We start from the raw sequence: 17,342 nt of genomic DNA on the forward strand, positions 1-17,342 counted from the left end.
CGCAGCCCGCGCACCACCAGCCAAGCAATGCATCGGTCACCCTCGGCGTAGCGTCGGCCGGGGATGACGTCGGGAGAGGGCGCGCCGCTGGCGGTCAGAGACCGGCGTCGGGCTGACCTTCAACCGAACCCCTCCCCCGATCATGGTAGGCCTCGTGCGGCCATCCGCGTCCTCCCTGTCTAGCGAAACTCTAGAGTTTCGCCACCATCGCCTTCAGCCCGTCCACAGCCTCCGGATTGACGAGGCCGGAGAGGTCGCCGACCGGCTCGCCGAGCCAGATCGAGCGCACGACGCGGCGCATGATCTTCATCGACCGCGTCTTCGGCACGGCCTCGACGAAGGTCACCGCCTTCGGCCGGAACGAGGCGCCGAGGCCGGCAACCACCGCCTTCTTCAACTCGTCCGCCAGCTCCGGCGTCCCGGTGACGCCACGTGCGGGCACGCAGACGCAGATGACCGCCGACCCCTTGATCGGGTCGGGCACGCCGATCACGGCGGCCTCACCAACCTTGCCGGTGCCGAGCAACAGGGCCTCAATCTCCGAGGGGCCAGTGCGCTTGCCGGCGATCTTGATCGTGTCGTCCGACCGGCCATGGACATACCAGTAGCCGTCGGCATCGACGGAAGCGAAGTCGCCGTGGATCCACATATCCGGAACCTTGTCCCAATAGGCCTCGATGAACCGCTCCGGTGCGCGCCAGAGGCCGCGCGTAAGGCCGATCGAGGGGACGGTCAGCGCGAGCTCACCGACCTGGCCGCGTGGCAGCGGATTGCCCGTCTCGTCGACCACCGCCGCGCCCATGCCGGGGATCGGCCCCGTGAACGCGCCGGACGGCATGTCGCAGGCAAGCATGGTGCCGGCGACGATACCACCGCCGATTTCCGTGCCGCCGGAATAATTGAGGATCGGCGCGCGGCCCTTGCAGACATGGGCGAGAAACCAGGTCCAGGCCTCCGGTGTCCACGGCTCGCCGGTGGAGGCGGTGACGCGCAGCTTTGGGAAGTCGAATCCGGCGATCACCTCGGGCGGCTGCTGAATGAAGTTGCGCACCATGGTGGGCGCGACACCGAGGAAGGTGACGTTGTGGGTTTCGGCGAGGCGCCAGAGCCGGCCGGGATGGGGAAAATCGGGCGTGCCCTCGGCCAGCACCATGCTGGCACCGACCAACGGCACGGCGACGGCAAGGATCGGGCCGGTCAACCAACCCATGTCGCTCATCCAGAGCAGACGGTCGGCCGGCGTCAGGTCGAGGATGATGCCGAAGTCGAGTGCCACCTTGGTCATGAAGCCGCAATGGCTGTGGATCGTGCCCTTCGGCTTGCCGGTGGTGCCCGAGGTATAGACGATCATGCAGGGCGCGTCGGCCGGCATGGGCTCGGCCGGGCAGGTGCCTTTCGTGGCGACGAGATCATGCCACCAAAGTCGCTTGCCGGCTTCGCGCCCAGGATGGCGCGCCACCACCACGACATGCGCAAGGGTAGGAACGTCCGGTCGCGCCTGGTCGATCACGTCTGCCATGGCGATCGGCTGGCCGCGCCGGTAGGTGACGTCGACGGTGATCACCGCCTTCGCCTCGGCATCCTTCAGCCGCTCGATCACCGCCTGCGGGCCGAAGCCGGAGAACATCGGCAGCGCGATGCCGCCGATGCGCGTGATGGCGAGGAAGGCGGCGATGGTCTCGGGCAAGAACGGCATATAGATGCCGACGACGTCACCGGACTTCAGCCCGAGTGTCTTCAGGCCCGCGGCCGCGCTCTCGGCCTGGGCCGCGAGTTCGCCATAAGTCCAGATCCGCGTCTCACCGTCCTCGCCCTCCCAGAAGATAGCCTGCTTTTTCGCATGGCCCCGCGCCAGCGTCCGCTCCATGCAGTTGTAGGCGATATTGGTGGTGCCGCCGATGCACCACTGAGGCCATTGCACGCCCTTCGATGTATCGAGCACCCGCTCGAACGGCTTGAAGAAGGTGAGGCCGTGAAAGTCCATGACGGCCGGCCAGAACCATTCTGGATCATGGTCCGCGCGCGCGATCAGCTGCTCGTAAGTCGCGAAGCCGTAGCGGTTCATGAAGAGCTGCAACTGGAAGGGCGCGTTCGCCATGGTTCAAGCTCCGGTCTCGGTGTCGAGGACGACGATGCGGTCGATCCGCGTCGCCATGAAGACCTTCATCTCCTGGTGCACGGGCGAGACCTGGTAGGTGTCGTGGGCGGCCGAGGAGGTGAAGACGCCGACGATGCCGTGGGTCAGTCCGTCGCTACGCGCGGCGATGTTGTCGGCTAGGAAATAGGTAACGACATCGACGCATTCGGCCTTCACCCGCTCGACGTAATGCTGCGCCTTAGCGAAGAACTCAGATCCCGTGCCGGGCTTGAAGCTCATCAGGACGATGTGGTGGAACATGACGGGCAGGTCCTCGGATGGTCGGTTTCGGCGGGGGAGTGGGGGTTGCACTAGCGATCAGCCGGTGGTCCAGCCGCCATCGACGATCAGCGCCGATCCAGTCATCAGAGCCGAGGCGTCGGATGCCAAGAACACGACCGCACCCATCAGATCCTCGACCGCGCCGACGCGGCCGAGCTTGATCTTGGTGGTGACGAAGGCGCGGAACGCCGGATCGGCGAGTGCCGGCCGGGTCATCGCCGTCTCAATGAAGGTCGGGCACAGGCTGTTGACCCGGATGCCGAGCGGAGCGAGGTCGGTCGCCATCGCCTTCGTCATGCCTTCGACAGCAAATTTGCTGGTCGTGTAAGTCGAGCGCGCGGCGAGCGCGGTATGGCCCGCCTGCGACGAAATGTTGATGATCGAGCCATTCACGCCGGCGGTTGCCATGCGGCGGGCGACCGCTTGGGCGGAGAAGAAGGCGGCGCGCACATTGAGTTTGATCACCGCGTCGAAATCGGCCTCGGCAACCTCCAGAAACGGGTCCGGACGGTTGGTGCCGGCATTGTTGACGAAGATATCGAAGGCAGCCCGAGCATCCATCGCCATCCGAAAAGCGGCGAGATCGGTGATGTCGATGACCAGCGTGTCGGCCTTGCCGCCGGCCGCCCGGATCTCGGCGGCCGCCGCCTCGATTTCCCCGGCTGTGCGGGCGGCCAGCGTCACCGTGGCGCCCGCCTGGGCAAGAGCTGCGGCCAGCGCCACGCCGATGCCACGCCCGGCTCCGGTCACCAGCGCCTGCTTGCCGTCGAGACGGAAACTTGGGGTCGTGGGCAACATGGCAAGGGTCCTTCTGGATCAGCCGAAGGCGAGATAGCCGCCATCGACGGTCACCACCGACCCGTTGACGAAGGCGGCGCCGGGTGAAGCGAGGTAGACTGCAGCCGGGGCGATATCGTGCGGCTGGCCCCATCGGCCGCTAGGCACCCGCTCCATCAGCTTGGCGGTGAACGCCGGATCGGTGTGAAGCACCTTGGTAAACTCGGTCGCTGTGTAGCCGGGAGCGATGGCGTTGCAGGTGATACCGAGCGGCCCGAGCTCGATCGCCAGCGCCTTGACCATCGAGGTGACGCCGCCCTTGGCCGCCGCGTAGGCCGAGATTTGCGCCTTGGGCGACTGCACGGCGATCGAGCCAAGCATGATCACCCGGCCATAGCCAGCCTTCTCCATGTGCGGGATGGCCGCGCGGGTGCATAGGAACGAGCCGTTGAGATGAGTGTTGATGATCGCGCGCCACTCGTCATAGCTGAACTCAACGAAACGCTTGCGGCGCTGGATACCTGCATTGTTGACGAGGATGTCCAGCCGGCCCTCGGCCGCCGCGGCGGCGTCGATACCGGCCGTGACGGCGGCCTCTTCGGTCACGTCGAAGGCCCGAGCGGAGCCCTTGAGCCCCGCCGCCTTCAGCTCGGCGAGCTTCGTCTCCAGCGCCGCCGGATCGAGATCGTTCAGCACGACATGCGCGCCAGCCTCGGCCAAGCCACGGGCAATGCCCCAGCCAATTCCGCGGGCCGAGCCGGTGACCAGCGCAACGCGGCCGGAGAGCGAGAATGTGTCAGCATGGGTTCTGGCGGTGTTCATCCGACTCTCTTCGCGACGCTGTCAGGAAATCGTGAGGCCGCTGTCGACTGCCAGGATATGGCCGGTCGTGCGGATGGATTCATCGGAGGCGAGGAACAGGGCCGCCCGCGCGACATCGTCGGGCTCGGCGAGGCCGACGAGATGGCGGGCGGCGATCTTCCGGGTGGTCTCGTTTTCGGCAAACTGGGCCAGCACCCGCGGCGTGCGGGTGACACAGGGCGCGATCGCATTGACCCTGACCTTGTCAGCGGCGAACTCCACCGCCATCGAGCGGGTCAGCGCGGAGATGGCGCCCTTTGACGCGGTGTAGGCATCCTTACCAGGCCAGCCCATCAGAGCGACGATGGACGAGGCATTAATCACGGAGCCACCACCCGAGCGGGCAATCTCGGGGATAGCGTAACGGCTCGTCAGCCAGGTGCCGAGCAGGTCGAGCTTGATCGCCCGCCAGAATTCGTCGATCGGTGCTTCCGTCAGCGGCCCGTCCTGCAACGTTGAACCGCCAGCATTGTTATAGAGGATGTGGAGGCCGCCGAAATGCGCGACGGCAGCCGCGACCGCCGCTTTGACACTTGCCTCGTCGGTCACGTCGGTCCGCACGAACAATGCCTTGCCGCCGGCCGCGTTGATGGCGGCGCCGGCGGCCGCGCCGGTTGTCGGGTCGAATTCCGCGATGATCACGCTCGCACCCTCTCGGGCGAACAGTTCGGCCGAGGCGCGGCCGATGCCGCCGCCCGCGCCGGTGATGAGGGCGATCTTGTCCTGCAGTCTGGCCATATCGTTCCGTGTCCTCGTCGCCTTTCAGCGCATGTAGGCGCCGCCATTGACGTCGATGGTGGTGCCGCAGATGAAGCTCGCGCCGGGCGAGCAGAGGAAGGCGATCGGCCAGGCGATTTCGTCCGGGCGGCCGAAGCGGGGGACCGGCAGCGCCTTCAGCGCCGAGGGATCAGCGGTCGCCACCATGGCGGTAGCGGTCGAGCCCGGCGCGATGCCGTTGACCAGCACTTCCGGCGCGGCGCGGCGGGCCATCCAGCGCACCATGGTGTGCACCGCGCCCTTCGACGCCGCGTAGTGCAGCGGCGAATGGGCATAGGTGCCCCCAGTATGGGCGGCGACCGAGCCGAGCATCACGATGCGGCCGGTGCCGCGCGCCTTCATCGCCGGTAACAACGCCCGGGCGAAGTGGGCGGAGGCGCGAACGTTGATCCTCATGGCGGCGTCGAAATCGTCGTCCCACGGATCATCGGTCCACTGGCTGGTCGGAAAGATGCCGGCATTCAGGATGAGCGCATCGACGGCGCCTACGCCGCCGCAGAGCGCCGTGATCTCGGATGGCGAGGTCACGTCGCAGGCGACGAAGCTGTGGACACGCCCGTTCCCAGCAAGACTCGCCAGAAGGTCCGGCGCGGCGGCGCGGTCAGTGAGCACGAGCTCGGCGCCGAGATTCGCGAGTAGGTTCGCGGTGGCCCTGCCGATGCCGCCGGCAGCTCCGGTCAACAGAATGCGCTGGCCGGTGAGGTCATAGGGCCGTGACGAGAGCGCTGGTGCTTGAGCTGGCACGATGTCTTCTCATGCAAAATTGCTACTATTTGAGATAATTTACGTTCGATAGATGCGAGTCAGTTGCCCTTGCTGGCGCGCCCGGCTGTTCTTGCGCCGAGCCTGGCATCAGTGGATGTGGTAGCCGCCGTTGACGTCGATGACCGTGCCAGTCAGGTATCCGGCGAGCGGACTCGCTAGGAACAGGATCACTCGGGCCACATCCTCGGCCGTGCCGAACCGGCCGAGCGGGATCGTCTCGCTGATGGCGCGGCGACGATTGCCGTCATATTTGCCCTCCGTCATGCCGGTATCGATAATGCCGGGCGCCACCGCATTGGCGCGAATGCCGAGCGGCCCGCATTCGCGCGCGGTCGCCTTCGTAAAGCTGATCACGCCGCCCTTGGACGCCGCATAATGCGACCCGCCAAGTAGGCCGCCGCCGCGCTGGGCGGCGATCGATCCGAGGTTGACGATCGCTGGATTGCGCCGGCTCTGCTTCAGGTGCGGTAGCGCCGCCCGCGTCACATTGAAGGTGCCGACGACATTCACCGCCAGCATCCGCGCGAAGTCCTCGGCCGTCATATCGGGAATACGCGTGGGTGCGACGATGCCTGCATTGTTGACGACGATGTCGATGCCGCCAAGCGTGCGCGCCGCCTCATCGACCGCCAGGCCGCAGGCGACGGCGTCGCCGACATCGAGCACACGGGCGGTCTGGCCGGCGGGCAGTTCGCTAATCGGAAAGGCGCGGTCGAACACCACGACCTCGGCACCCTGTTCGACGAACAGCCGGGCGGTCGCCTGGCCGATCCCGCTAGGATGGCCGCCACCGGTGACGATCGCCCGGCAATCCTTCAGCAACGTCATTGCTTCGCCAGCGGACAGACGCTCTCGGTCAGAGGTCGGAAAGCCTTGTCTGCCGGTATCGTGGCGATCATCTTGTAGTAATCCCATGGCTGCTTGGATTCGGCCGGATTCTTCACCTCGACCAGATACATGTCGTGGACCATGCGACCGTTCGGCATGAGCTTGCCGTTACGCGCGAACATGTCCTCAACAGGCGTCGCGCGCATCTTCGCCACCACCTTGTCGGGATCCTTGGTGCCCAGTGCCTGCACCGCCTTGAGATAGTGAAGCACGCCGGAATAGACGCCAGCCTGCGATTCTGATGGCATCTTGCCGAGCCGGTCGTAGAAGCGTTTGGCGAAGGCGCGCGTCTTGTCGTCCATGTCCCAGTAGAACGGTACGACGAACTGCAGGCCTTGCATCGTCGACAGGCCGAGCGAATGAACGTCGGTGATGAAGGTCAGAAGGCTAGCCAGCTTCTGGCCGGTCTGGTGCAGGCCGAATTCGCGGCCCTGCTTGATCACGTTGACGGTGATGTCGCCGCCGGAGGCGAGCGCCACGATCTTGGCGCCGGACCCCTGCGCCTGCAGCAGATAGGACGCGAAATCTAGCGTCTGCAGGGGGTGACGGACGCTGCCGGCGATCCGGCCGCCATTGGCCACCACCGCCTCGCGCATGGCCTGTTCCATGCTGTGGCCATAGGCATAGTCGGCGACCAGCAGGAACCAGCTGTCATAGCCCTGGCTGATCAGCGCACCGGTCGCGCCGCGGGTCTGCGAATAAGTGTCGAAAGTCCAGTGCAGGCCATAGGGGCTGCACGAATCCTCCGTAAGGCGATCAGTCGCCGCATTGGCGTAGATGGCGAGCTTCTTCTTTTCCTTGGTCAGGTTGTTGACCGCGAGCGCGATTGCCGAATTGGGCACGTCGAGGATCACGTCGACGCCGTCGAGATCGTACCACTGGCGCGCAAGGTTCAGGCCGATATCCGGCTTATGCTGGTGGTCGGCGAACACCAGTTCGATCGGTGAGCCGAACATGTTGCCGCCCATGTCCTCGATCGCGAGGCGCGCCGCCTCGACCGAGCCCCGGCCGGAAATGTCGGCGAACGGACCGCCCATGTCGGCGAGCACGCCGAATTTGACCTTCTCGGCCGCAGCGGCGCCGCGCGCCGTCATCGCCAGGGCCGCACCCGCGGTGAATGTCCTTCTGGTAATCGATGTCATGAGCCGTTCGTTCCCTCATTTTTCCCAGCGGCGTCGCCCAGACGGCAGGCCGGCGGACCGGTCATGCCTGCGTATCGAGACGTCGGCGCCCCCGGCCGTGACCTGCTCGGGTCGGCTACGGGGCAAGAGCCCCGACACCGGCCCTCGTCGAGTTCAGCCAAAATTGGACATAGGATGATTGATAATTCTCATAACGCAAGAAAAATCATGAAATGACATTCGAGCCCGGCTCTGTCACAGAGGGAGGTCTCGCTCCCATTCCACGGTCGCTCCCCCGAAAGCCCATGACCAGCCTCGCCAAGATGCTCCGGATTCTCGAGCTTTTCGAGGATGATAGGTCGAATTTCCAGCTCGACGACGCGGTCGCGGCGACTGGTGCCTCGCGGGCCACTGTCTACAGATATCTCCAAGTTCTCTCCGCCTCCGGGCTGATCGCGCCGGCCACTGGCGGCAGTTTCGTGCTCGGTTCGAAGATCATCGAGTTGGATCGTCTCGTGCGGAAAACAGACCCGCTGTCGACGAGCGCGCGACCGATCATGGAGGCCGTCAGCGCCCGGCTTGGGCTCAATATGCTGCTCTGCAGCTATTACGGCGACAAGGTCATGTGCGCTGAGATCGTCTGGCCCGACCACAGCGTCCGGCCGGCTTATGAGCGCGGCCGCAAGATGCCGATGTTCCACGGTGCCATGGCGAAGCTCATCCTGGCGCACCTGACGCCCTACCAGCTCCGCAACATGATGCTGTGGCATGCCGACGAGATCCGGGCGGCCGGTCTTGGCGACAACTGGGAGGAGTTTCGCCAGGCCATGGCTCGCATTCGCAAGGAAGGCAGCTGCGTCACCCGCGGCGAGGTGGTGGAGGGGCTGGTCGGCATCGGGGCGCCGATCTTCGATCCGGATCGGCGGATTCTCGGCAGCATCGTCTTTGCCGTACCCGAGCACCAGCTCGTCGCAATCGGTGAGCCCGTACTGCGCGCCGAGATCATTGCGATTGCCGCCCAGATCGACGCGGCGATCGCCCACCATGTGCCGGCCGGCACCCAAGCGGTGGCGCGTTCGGCGCGCCCGAGGCGGGGGCCGCAGGCCTGACCCGGTCGATCGCGCCGGGCAATCCCATGCAAAACGGCTTCTGCGAAAGCTTCAACGACCGCATGCGCGACGAACTGCTCAATGAGAGCCTGTTCTTCGGGCTCGACCATGCACGGATCAGGATCTTCGCCTGGGTAGACGACTATAACCTCCGGCGCCCCCACTCGGGCGCTCGGATACATCCCGCCGGCGGTCTATGCCGCCAATCTCACCGCCACGGCGCAACCCCGCGCAAAATCAGCCGAGGCTCTAACCGCCCCTGGATGACAAATCAGTGGCAGGTCATCTGCGCCAAGCCACCAACTTTTTGGCAGTATCGACCAGCATCAGAAACCACTTGGTGTGCAGACATTCAGCCTTGAACTGCCGATTGAAGGCCCCGCTGAACGTATTGTAGGGCGCTTTGCCGGGGCAGGAGAAGTCCAAGATGACATCGTTGGCATAGGCCCAGAGGTCGAGGTCGCCGCTTGGTCATGCTGGCCTTCCTCGTCGGGCTTTGGAATCAACAAAATTCGCCTGAACGGCGCTCCCTGGACTCCAGTCCTCCAACAACCAAGGCAGTGCGGCGACCTTGCTTCTCTATAATCCGACGTTTAGACATAGCTAAGCTTTGCCTGATCCACGATCTATCCTACTGTGACTTTGAGCATCGAGTTCATTTGACGAAGGCTACGAATTTGTAACAGCCAGATCTTGCGACCCTGACCGCGGACATCGTCTCCTCTTTCGTGAGCGGAAACCAAGTCCTAGCCTCCGATCTGCCAAACCTCATCGCGAGCGTTCATACCGCGCTCGCAGGTACGGGCAAATCGGAACCCGCCGCACCACCGCTTGTGGCGGCTGTACCGGTCAAGAAGTCGGTAACGCCGGACTACATCATTAGCTTGGAGGATGGCCGGAAGTTCCGGTCGCTGAAGCGCCATCTGCGAACGAACCATGACCTCAGTCCGGACGAGTATCGCCAGAAGTGGGGCTTGCCTTCCGATTACCCGATGGTCGCGCCTAATTATGCGGCAGCGCGCTCGCAGCTCGCCAAGAAGCTCGGCCTTGGCCGCAAACGCGCGCCAGTGATCGCCGTTGGCCGGGCGCAGAGCCCGGCCAAACCCAAGCGCAAATAGTCAGTCTTTCCGACCTGCAGTGTCAGGCACTGGTATCGTCAATTGGCATGTGGGGAATTGGGGCAACTCTCGTCAGCACCTTTCGCCGTGAGACAACGCGTCACTTATCCTTCAGCAGTTCCCACGGCTCGACGCCGAGCGACTTCGCAATGCGGGCCATGTTGTCGATGCTGATATTGCGCTCGGAGCGCTCGACGCCGCCGAGGTAAGTGCGATGCAGTCCAGCAGCGTCAGCGAGCGCCTCCTGCGAGAGTTCGCGGGCAGCGCGTAGCTTCCTAATGTTCTTCGCGAGCACGTCGCGCAGCGGTCCAGGGTGGGTCTTCTTCACCCTTCAAAGGATGGGTCTTGACGCCTTTAAGGCGACCGCTTTTAAGTATCATTCGACGCTCAATAGACGTCGGAGAATGCTGCCGTGACGCTGTGGAACTACGGAGAGGGTGAGGCGGTTCGAGGGCCGGTCGATGATGCGACCATCCGGGGCCTGCTGATCGACCAGAAGCTCAAGGTGTACTCGGCTATCCAGAACGACGAGACAAAGGAATGGATCTCGGTCGACGTCTCGGAATTCGCGTCGCTTGCAACATCACTGAGCGGGCTCCGCGCGGCGAGTCGCCCCACAAGGGAGGGCCGCGGCTGGCCGAGTATGACGGTATGGCTACCGCTCGTGGGCGCCCTCGCAGGATGGTTTGGCTATGCGTATGCAACCAACCCTAGCTTGCGCGCCTTGTTCGCGAAGCGGGACTTGTCTTGCAGCTCGGCCTATACACTCGAGCACTTCAAAGTGACCTTTACAACGTCTTCTTTCGCCCGTGCCGGGCATGTGCAGTTGCTGCGGGTCGAACCCTTCCAGAACAGCTCGGGCTCGGATTGGCCCTGCCGCTCGCGGATGCTGACCACCGACGGCATGTGGCGCAACGTCTACCTGCGCTGGGAAAAGCTCGGCAGCGAGGACTTCCTTCGATCGCAATGGGATGCAATCGGAACCACGACCCGTTAAGAAGTAAGGGCTGATCAAATCAGAATGGGAAGGCGACCAGTCGCCGTAGGCCTGATTCGGCGTCTCAGGTGTGCCCAAGCCGGCCCCTTGCACCTGACAATCTGTGAGGTGCAATGCGCCCTTGAAGATCCGAGCCGAAATCGACTGCGGTCAGAAGCTGATCTCTGCACGACACACCCTCGTAGAATTGATGGCGCTTTTGCAGCCTTTACCGCTCCAATTGAACAGCTCGCACCGCATCCAGCGCCACGAGCGCAGCAGCTACCTTGGCCCGCGCCTCTTCGATGTCGGCCATGACCAGGCAGTCGTTTCGTTGGATTGCGGCAAGGAAGGCGGCCAGGACAGCGGGTGAGTTCGCGGCTAGACCAAGGAAGTGGTCGCCGGATGGCGCTCGCTCGCCAGCGAACCAGTTCTTCACAGTCCGCTCATTCGCCCCGGTCCACTGGGCGACAGTCTTGATGGAAGAGGACTGTCCTCGGAGCGACGTGCGCAGAGCCGTGGAGATCAACTTTGCGAAGGACAACGAGCTGGCTGCTCGCGGCTGTCCCCTTGGAAAGACATTGCCCGATTCTGGAAAGGACATTCCTTCACCTCCGCGCTGTAGTGCTCGACGTTCACGCTGGCTTCGACGCACAGACTGGAGCGTCAACGTGTGAGTAAAGGTGACAGACGCCATCCCGAGTTGAAGGTTGCCGGTGACCGGTCAACTCGCGCCGTCGCCTACGTGCGGATGTCGACTGACCATCAGCGCTACTCGACGGAGAATCAGCTCGACACGATTAAGGCGTTCGCCGAGGCCAGAGACATTGAGATCGTCCGGGTCTACGAAGACGCTGGCAAGAGCGGGCTGAACCTGGAAGGGCGCGAGGCGTTTCAGCGACTACTCGCGTATGTCGAGCGCGGCCCCGACTTCGGTGCGATCCTCGTCTATGATATTAGTCGTTGGGGACGCTTCCAGAACGCCGATCAGGGCGCTCACTTGGAGTTCCTGTGCTCTCGTGCTGACATCGTTGTTCACTACTGCGCGGAGCAATTCGAGAACGACGGCAGCATAAGTTCGAACCTGCTGAAGACCGTGAAGCGCGTCATGGCCGGCGAGTATAGCCGTGAGCTTTCCGTGAAGGTCTTCGCCGGCCAGTGCCGCCTCGTCGAGAAGGGGTTTCGGCAGGGTGGGATGGCAGGCTATGGACTGCGCCGCCTTCTCGTCGATGAGCACGGCGAGCCGAAGGCCGAACTCATGCTTGGCGAGCGCAAGAGCCTCCAGACCGACCGCGTCATTCTTGTTCTCGGTCCAACGGAAGAGGTTGAGACAGTCCGACGAATCTATCGGCTCTTTGTCGAGCAGGGTGTCCAGGAAGCCGAGATCGCGGCTCGGCTGAATCGAGATGGCCTTCTCACGGACTTGGGACGTTCGTGGACACGGGGAACTGTCCATGAGATTCTTACTAACCCGAAGTACATCGGCGACAACGTCTTCAACCGCGTATCCTTCAAGCTGAAAATGAGGCGTGTCGTGAACACGCCCGATCGGTGGGTCCGTGCCCGCGGTGCTTTCACCGCCCTTGTTGATACTGACGTCTTCGAACGCGCCGCCCGCATTGTCGAGGACCGCAGCCGGAAACTATCCGACACTGATCTTCTCGATCTGCTGCGATCGCTTCTACGCGCGCAGGGCTCGCTCTCCAGCCTCGTTATCGACGAGCGCGACGACATGCCGTCGAGCAGCGTTTACCGCAACCGCTTCGGTAGCCTGCTGCGCGCCTATCACCTCGTCGGCTATAACCCGCGACGGGACTATCGCTATATCGAGATCAACCGACGGATACGAACCCTCCATCCCGACGTCGTCGCTGCGGTTGTTGATGGTCTGCGAGCTGCCGGTGGTGAGGTCAGCGTTGATTTCGATACCGGCTTGCTCGACATCAATGGTGAGTTCAAAGCCTCTGTCGTCATTGCCCGCTGCGGAGAGACGCAAGCTGGCTCGCCACGCTGGCGCATACGACTGGATACCGGGTTGGCGCCTGACATCACGGTCGCGGTGCGAATGGACCGCGGCAATGTCTCTCCGCTGGACTATTACCTACTCCCACGCCTCGACATGACCGAGCCGAACCTGCGCCTCGCGCAGAATAACGGCCTGTCCCTCGACGGTTATCGCTTCGAGACACTCGACTTCCTGTTCTCTCTGGCAGCGCGCGCTCAGTTTGAGGAGGCGGCATGACCCAAGCGACGAACACACGCGTGCAGATGATCCCGATCGACAGGATCATCGTCCTCAACCCGCGCGTCCGCAACCGGCGCAAGTTCATGGAAGTAGTCGAGAGCATCCGTACGGTCGGCCTGAAGCGCCCGATCCGAGTTAATACCATGCTTGGACCGGACGGCCAACGCTCCTACGGCCTTGCGTGCGGTCAGGGCCGGATCGAAGCATTTCGAGAGCTTGGCCAGACGGAGATCCCGGCCATCGTCACCAAGGCGACAGAGGAGGAGTGCCTCGTCATGAGCCTTGTTGAGAACTGTGCCCGGCGGCAGCATCGCTCCATCGACTTGCTTCAGGACGTCGCAACGCTGCGCCAACGCGGATACACCGACCGGCAGATTGCGGACAAGATCGGCACGACCTCCGAATGGGTCGGCATGATGGCTCTGCTGATCGAGAAGGGGGAACATCGCCTCGTCGAGGCGGTCGACGTGGGCACGATCCCCATCTCGGTTGCGATAGAGATTGCCAAAGCTGACGATGAGACAATTCAGCAGATGCTCGCTGAAGCCTACATACAGGGCAAGCTGACGGGGCCAAAGCTGATCAAGATGCGGCGGCTAATCGAACAGCGAACGCGCCGGGGCAAGCACCTTTCCGCCACCTCGTTCGGCAGGAAGCTGGCGCGAGCGAAGACGTCCGAGGCCTTCGTCCGGATTTTCGAGCAGGAGGCGGGCCGACAGCGGCTGTTGGTCAAGAAGGCCGAGGTCACGCAAACTCGGCTCCTGTTTGTCGTGGAGGCACTCAAGAAGCTCCGGGCCGACCAGAACTTCGTCACTTTGCTCCGGGCCGAGAAGCTCGACACGATGCCCAGGGACCTTGAGGTGCGCATCGCGGGAGAAGCGGCATGAGCGAGATCCAGACGCACTCTCGAATTGCCTTCGAAACCGACTGCCTCACGGTGCCGATTGCAGCACTCCTGCCGGTCCGCCCACCGAGAGCATCCGTCAAAGCGAGCCACAAGTACCTGCAGATTCGCGCTTCCATAATGGAGATCGGATTGGTGGAGGCGCCCGTCATTGCCAGAATTGCCGACAACCCGGACAACTTCCTTTTGCTTGACGGTCACGTCCGCATAGAAATTCTCAAGGACCTCGGCACGCTCGAAGTCGAGTGTTTGGTTTCGACCGACGACGAGGCCTTCACCTTCAACAAGCGCATTAGTCGCATCTCGGCCGTTCAGGAGCACTCGATGATCCTGAAGGCCATCGCTCGAGGCGTCTCCGACGAGAAGATCGCCCGCGCCCTGAGCCTCCACGTCCACAGCGTCCAGCGCAAAGCCCGTCTGCTTGACGGCATCTACCAGGAGGTTGTCTCGCTCCTGAAGGACACGATGTGCCCTATGGCGGTCTTCGAGATCCTCAAGCGCATGAAGCCGCTGCGGCAGGTCGAGGCAGCAGAGCTGATGATTGCCGCGAACAACTACACCGTGGCATACGCAACGGCCCTTCTCGCCGGCACGGCGGCGAACGAACTCGTCAGCGAAACGAAGCCGAAGAGAGTCCACGGCGTAACGCCCGAGGCCATGGCCCGGATGGAGAGGGAACTAGCCCGCCTCCAGGAATCGATGGCCGACCTCCAGGACACGTATGGCAAGGAGCACCTCCAACTGACCGTGGTGAAGGGCTATCTCGTCAAGCTGCTGGGCAATCCACGTGTTGTCCGCTACTTGCTCCAAAATCGCCCCGAGTATCTTGAAGAGTTTCAGGCCATAGCGGATGCGAACTCGCTCGTGGATCGAGCAGCATGAGGAACGAGCCGGCGCCACTAGATTTTGTATTCACTGATCCCGACTCGCCGCATTTCATTCTCACCTCTGGCTTGGGCCCGCGGCTCGCCATCGGCGGGCTAGGGCAAATCAGGCAGCGGGTGAGAGATGTCAGGGTCTTTGGCGGCTAGATGAGCATCCGGAGTGGCAGTGGCCATCCTTATCGCTCCCAGGCGACCGTCCCGGAGGTGGAGGTCGGATGGTCGCCGGAGCTGTCTAAGTTGGCACCTTCGAGATGTTGGCAGTCTCTGATTGCCTCGCATCCCCCAAGTGCGGCACGACGTTTCGTCGGCGGCAACGTGCACTGGCGCGAGCGGACCTCGTCGCCGGCTAATGCCGGCGACGAACTGACGCTTCAGGCTTGTCGCTTTCGGCAATTCTCCTCCTCTTGTAAGAGCAGCTTCATGTAGCGCTCCGAGACCAGTTCGCGCTGGCCCTCCAGGCGCTCGATCTCGAGCTTGAGCTGGAGCTGGAGCTTCTTGTCCTTAGGGGCCTTCTTGAGCCTTTTGCCGGCCGCCTCCACCTCCTCGGTTATCCGACTGTACTGCTCGTCGAGCTTGCGGATGGCTGGATCGCGGAAGGTCGCCTCGCCCGTCTCCATGTCGATGCTGATGTCTTCGGGATAAATGTCAAAGTCAGGTTCGGGCTCGCCCGCCCGCTGGGCAGCGCGCTGCTTGGCCATCCCCTTCTGCTTCATGTCGACGAGCGTCTTCACCAACTCAGCCTGTGCCGCCGCCGATTCTCTCTCGATTTCTTTGATCAGGTCGATCATCAGCTTGGCCGACAGGCGACTGCCCTTGATGCCGGCCGCCCACTGGCCGCGGACCATCGCGGCCAGCGCGGGCACCCTCACCGTCTTGTCGCCCTCCTTGATCGGGACGAGCCGATAGAGTTCGTCGAGCACGAGCTGCCGATGTCGCTGCTCCAGCTTCGAGACGACGGGGGCCTGCCTCTTAGGGCGGCCAGACTTGTTGCCGCTTTCACCGGGCTTGAACTGATGCGCCCTAGGCGGCCGGCAATAGCCGACCGCCTCGTCCTGATCGCCCTTGGGCTCTTCGGGCTCGGGGGGCTTGTCCTTCTTGGCCATCACACCGCCTCATCGCTCTTGGCGGCCGGTCTGGCGGATTTCGGTGCGGGCAGCCAGCGCGGGCGCGTGACGGGCGCGAGCCGCTCCGTGCGGACCTCCTCGAAGGACTTGCCCGAGCCCTCCAGGCGCGCGTCCTGGCCCGCCTGTGCCTGCCAGCGGGCAATGGCGACCTCCACGTATTTCGGCTCGATCTCCATGCCGTAGCCGCGCCGGCCGACCTTGTCTGCAGCAAGGATCGTGGTGCCCGATCCGGCAAAGGGGTCAAGGACGATCTCGCGCCGGCGTGTCGCGTCCTTGATGGCATCGGCGACGAGCATCAGGGGCTTTACCGTCGGATGCGCCTTGAGGTCGTCCATGCGGCCGGCGCGGAAGCTGTTCGCGCCGGCATAGGTCCAGAGGTCCGAGCGGTTGCGGCCGAACTTGCCGAGGTGGATGTTGTTGGTATGTGCAGCACCCGCCTTCCGCCAAACAAAGACAAGCTCGGTCTGGTGGCGGTAGAAGCTGCCCTGGCCGGCATTGGTCTTCGCCCAAATGCAGAGGCTGACGAGGCGCTCGAAGGCACTGTCGCCGGCGGCGAGCATCTCCCGCATATGCGCGGCGTCCATGAACAGGTAGTTCAAGGAACCGCTTCGGCTAACACTGACGAGCAGCTTCATGACGACGGTCAGGAAGGCCGTGAAGGCCGCCGGGGTCATTTCCCCGGACGCCATGGCGAACTCCTCGTGGCGCACCTTGCCGCGCCCCATGACGTGGCCGTTCACCGGCACGTTGTAGGGTGGGTCGGTGAAGACCATGGCGGCCTCATCGCCCTTCATCAGACGCGCGTATCCTTCAGCCTCTGTGGCGTCGCCACACAAGAGGCGATGCTGGCCGAGCAGCCATAGGTCGCCGGCGCGAACAATCGGCTTCTCGGGCATCGGGGAGGTTTCCTCGTCGGGCTCGGAAGCCTCCTCGTCATGGTCGATGAGAAGGACATCGATCTCGCCGGTCTCGAACCCGGTGATCGTCGCGTCGAACCCGATATCGACCACCGCCTCGGTGAGGGAGCGCAGCTCCTCGGCGAGGAGGTCGCTGTCCCACCCGGCGTTCATGCCGATCTTGTTGTCGGCGATCATCAGCGCCTTTTTCTGCGCCTCGGAAAGTCCAGCCAGCACGATCACCGGCACGCTGTCGGAGCGCTGCTCCTTGGCGGCGGCAAGGCGACCATGCCCTGCAATGACCATGGCTTCTTCGTCGACGAGGATCGGGTTGACGAAGCCGAACTTGGCGATGCTCTCGCCGATCTGCGCGATCTGCTGCTTGGAGTGAGTTCGCGGATTGCGCGGGTTCGCGCGCAGACTATCAGGCGGTCGGTACTCGACCTTGAGGTTGTTGGGGATGCTTTTCACTTGGGGG

The 17,342-nt window shown here is 63.5% G+C and carries 18 protein-coding genes and 2 pseudogenes; 8 read left to right on the forward strand and 12 right to left on the reverse strand.

From position 1 onward, the window contains the following. Window positions 1-190: 190 nt before the first annotated feature. The 8 genes from JNK84_RS14420 to JNK84_RS14455 form a co-directional block, all read right to left on the reverse strand. A complete protein-coding gene (locus JNK84_RS14420; protein WP_293425094.1) occupies window positions 191-2,098 on the reverse strand; it encodes an AMP-binding protein in 1,908 nt (635 codons plus the stop codon). A 3-nt stretch (window positions 2,099-2,101) separates the two neighbouring features. Further along, window positions 2,102-2,398: a Dabb family protein gene (locus JNK84_RS14425; protein ID WP_293425095.1), complete on the reverse strand. Its 297-nt coding sequence runs from the start codon at window positions 2,396-2,398 to the stop codon at window positions 2,102-2,104. A gap of 57 nt (window positions 2,399-2,455) precedes the next feature. Continuing rightward, on the reverse strand, window positions 2,456-3,217 hold the full coding sequence (locus JNK84_RS14430; protein WP_293425096.1) for an SDR family NAD(P)-dependent oxidoreductase: 762 nt from the start codon (window positions 3,215-3,217) through the stop codon (window positions 2,456-2,458). 18 nt (window positions 3,218-3,235) lie between these two features. Further along, window positions 3,236-4,018: an SDR family NAD(P)-dependent oxidoreductase gene (locus tag JNK84_RS14435; protein ID WP_293425097.1), complete on the reverse strand. Its 783-nt coding sequence runs from the start codon at window positions 4,016-4,018 to the stop codon at window positions 3,236-3,238. A gap of 21 nt (window positions 4,019-4,039) precedes the next feature. Next, window positions 4,040-4,795 (reverse strand): SDR family NAD(P)-dependent oxidoreductase, encoded by a 756-nt coding sequence (locus JNK84_RS14440; RefSeq protein WP_293425098.1) that lies wholly within the window; start codon window positions 4,793-4,795, stop codon window positions 4,040-4,042. A gap of 24 nt (window positions 4,796-4,819) precedes the next feature. Continuing rightward, window positions 4,820-5,578: an SDR family NAD(P)-dependent oxidoreductase gene (locus tag JNK84_RS14445; protein WP_293425099.1), complete on the reverse strand. Its 759-nt coding sequence runs from the start codon at window positions 5,576-5,578 to the stop codon at window positions 4,820-4,822. Between the two features lie 108 nt (window positions 5,579-5,686). Then, window positions 5,687-6,427 (reverse strand): SDR family NAD(P)-dependent oxidoreductase, encoded by a 741-nt coding sequence (locus JNK84_RS14450; RefSeq protein WP_293425100.1) that lies wholly within the window; start codon window positions 6,425-6,427, stop codon window positions 5,687-5,689. Then, window positions 6,424-7,629 (reverse strand): ABC transporter substrate-binding protein, encoded by a 1,206-nt coding sequence (locus JNK84_RS14455; RefSeq protein WP_293425101.1) that lies wholly within the window; start codon window positions 7,627-7,629, stop codon window positions 6,424-6,426. The genes JNK84_RS14450 and JNK84_RS14455 overlap by 4 nt, the downstream gene beginning before the upstream one ends. Window positions 7,630-7,913: 284 nt before the next feature. Here JNK84_RS14455 and JNK84_RS14460 point away from each other — a divergent pair, with 284 nt between their 5' ends. Both JNK84_RS14460 and JNK84_RS14465 read left to right on the forward strand, forming a co-directional pair. Beyond that, window positions 7,914-8,717, forward strand: coding sequence for an IclR family transcriptional regulator (locus JNK84_RS14460; RefSeq protein WP_293425102.1), 804 nt, complete (start codon window positions 7,914-7,916; stop codon window positions 8,715-8,717). 8 nt (window positions 8,718-8,725) lie between these two features. Further along, window positions 8,726-8,984: pseudogene (locus tag JNK84_RS14465) on the forward strand (integrase core domain-containing protein); the annotation flags it as partial. 18 nt (window positions 8,985-9,002) lie between these two features. Here JNK84_RS14465 and JNK84_RS14470 read toward each other — a convergent pair. Further along, window positions 9,003-9,185: pseudogene (locus JNK84_RS14470) on the reverse strand (integrase core domain-containing protein); the annotation flags it as partial. 233 nt (window positions 9,186-9,418) lie between these two features. Between JNK84_RS14470 and JNK84_RS14475 the strand changes: the two are divergent. Further along, the gene (locus tag JNK84_RS14475; protein WP_293425221.1) at window positions 9,419-9,835 is read left to right on the forward strand and encodes a MucR family transcriptional regulator; all 417 of its coding nucleotides are present in this window, start codon (window positions 9,419-9,421) and stop codon (window positions 9,833-9,835) included. Window positions 9,836-9,935: 100 nt separating this feature from the next. Here JNK84_RS14475 and JNK84_RS14480 read toward each other — a convergent pair whose 3' ends face one another. After that, on the reverse strand, window positions 9,936-10,163 hold the full coding sequence (locus JNK84_RS14480) for a helix-turn-helix domain-containing protein (protein WP_293425103.1): 228 nt from the start codon (window positions 10,161-10,163) through the stop codon (window positions 9,936-9,938). A gap of 84 nt (window positions 10,164-10,247) precedes the next feature. Here JNK84_RS14480 and JNK84_RS14485 point away from each other — a divergent pair, with 84 nt between their 5' ends. From JNK84_RS14485 to JNK84_RS14505, 5 genes are all read left to right on the forward strand, one after another. Further along, on the forward strand, window positions 10,248-10,832 hold the full coding sequence (locus JNK84_RS14485; protein ID WP_293425104.1) for a hypothetical protein: 585 nt from the start codon (window positions 10,248-10,250) through the stop codon (window positions 10,830-10,832). Window positions 10,833-10,953: 121 nt separating this feature from the next. Continuing rightward, window positions 10,954-11,184: a hypothetical protein gene (locus JNK84_RS14490; protein WP_293425105.1), complete on the forward strand. Its 231-nt coding sequence runs from the start codon at window positions 10,954-10,956 to the stop codon at window positions 11,182-11,184. A gap of 300 nt (window positions 11,185-11,484) precedes the next feature. After that, window positions 11,485-13,053 (forward strand): recombinase family protein, encoded by a 1,569-nt coding sequence (locus JNK84_RS14495; RefSeq protein WP_293425106.1) that lies wholly within the window; start codon window positions 11,485-11,487, stop codon window positions 13,051-13,053. Continuing rightward, window positions 13,050-13,943: a plasmid partitioning protein RepB C-terminal domain-containing protein gene (locus JNK84_RS14500; protein WP_293425107.1), complete on the forward strand. Its 894-nt coding sequence runs from the start codon at window positions 13,050-13,052 to the stop codon at window positions 13,941-13,943. Before JNK84_RS14495 ends, JNK84_RS14500 begins: the two co-directional genes overlap by 4 nt. Next, window positions 13,940-14,842: a plasmid partitioning protein RepB C-terminal domain-containing protein gene (locus JNK84_RS14505; protein WP_293425108.1), complete on the forward strand. Its 903-nt coding sequence runs from the start codon at window positions 13,940-13,942 to the stop codon at window positions 14,840-14,842. Before JNK84_RS14500 ends, JNK84_RS14505 begins: the two co-directional genes overlap by 4 nt. Before the next feature lie 373 nt (window positions 14,843-15,215). Here the strand turns inward: JNK84_RS14505 and JNK84_RS14510 are convergent, their stop codons facing one another. Together JNK84_RS14510 and JNK84_RS14515 are read right to left on the reverse strand one after the other, a co-directional pair. Continuing rightward, entirely contained in the window at window positions 15,216-15,947 is a 732-nt protein-coding gene (locus tag JNK84_RS14510) for a DUF5681 domain-containing protein (protein WP_293425109.1), read from the reverse strand. Continuing rightward, window positions 15,947-17,335: a site-specific DNA-methyltransferase gene (locus JNK84_RS14515; RefSeq protein WP_293425110.1), complete on the reverse strand. Its 1,389-nt coding sequence runs from the start codon at window positions 17,333-17,335 to the stop codon at window positions 15,947-15,949. The genes JNK84_RS14510 and JNK84_RS14515 overlap by 1 nt, the downstream gene beginning before the upstream one ends. Window positions 17,336-17,342 lie beyond the last annotated feature (7 nt).

Origin of the sequence: Phreatobacter sp. (genome assembly GCF_016793595.1) — a bacterium.
Taxonomy (GTDB): Bacteria; Pseudomonadota; Alphaproteobacteria; order Rhizobiales; family Phreatobacteraceae; genus Phreatobacter.

Bases quoted from the DNA above. Each gene is read 5' to 3' on its own strand.
- JNK84_RS14510 (WP_293425109.1), bottom strand. From the start codon at position 15,947: ATGGCCAAGAAGGACAAGCCCCCCGAGCCCGAAGAGCCCAAGGGCGAT.
- JNK84_RS14425 (WP_293425095.1), bottom strand. From the start codon at position 2,398: ATGTTCCACCACATCGTCCTGATGAGCTTCAAGCCCGGCACGGGATCT.
- JNK84_RS14430 (WP_293425096.1), bottom strand. From the start codon at position 3,217: ATGTTGCCCACGACCCCAAGTTTCCGTCTCGACGGCAAGCAGGCGCTG.
- JNK84_RS14500 (WP_293425107.1), top strand. From the start codon at position 13,050: ATGACCCAAGCGACGAACACACGCGTGCAGATGATCCCGATCGACAGG.
- JNK84_RS14450 (WP_293425100.1), bottom strand. From the start codon at position 6,427: ATGACGTTGCTGAAGGATTGCCGGGCGATCGTCACCGGTGGCGGCCAT.
- JNK84_RS14460 (WP_293425102.1), top strand. From the start codon at position 7,914: ATGACCAGCCTCGCCAAGATGCTCCGGATTCTCGAGCTTTTCGAGGAT.
- JNK84_RS14440 (WP_293425098.1), bottom strand. From the start codon at position 4,795: ATGGCCAGACTGCAGGACAAGATCGCCCTCATCACCGGCGCGGGCGGC.
- JNK84_RS14420 (WP_293425094.1), bottom strand. From the start codon at position 2,098: ATGGCGAACGCGCCCTTCCAGTTGCAGCTCTTCATGAACCGCTACGGC.
- JNK84_RS14435 (WP_293425097.1), bottom strand. From the start codon at position 4,018: ATGAACACCGCCAGAACCCATGCTGACACATTCTCGCTCTCCGGCCGC.
- JNK84_RS14455 (WP_293425101.1), bottom strand. From the start codon at position 7,629: ATGACATCGATTACCAGAAGGACATTCACCGCGGGTGCGGCCCTGGCG.
- JNK84_RS14505 (WP_293425108.1), top strand. From the start codon at position 13,940: ATGAGCGAGATCCAGACGCACTCTCGAATTGCCTTCGAAACCGACTGC.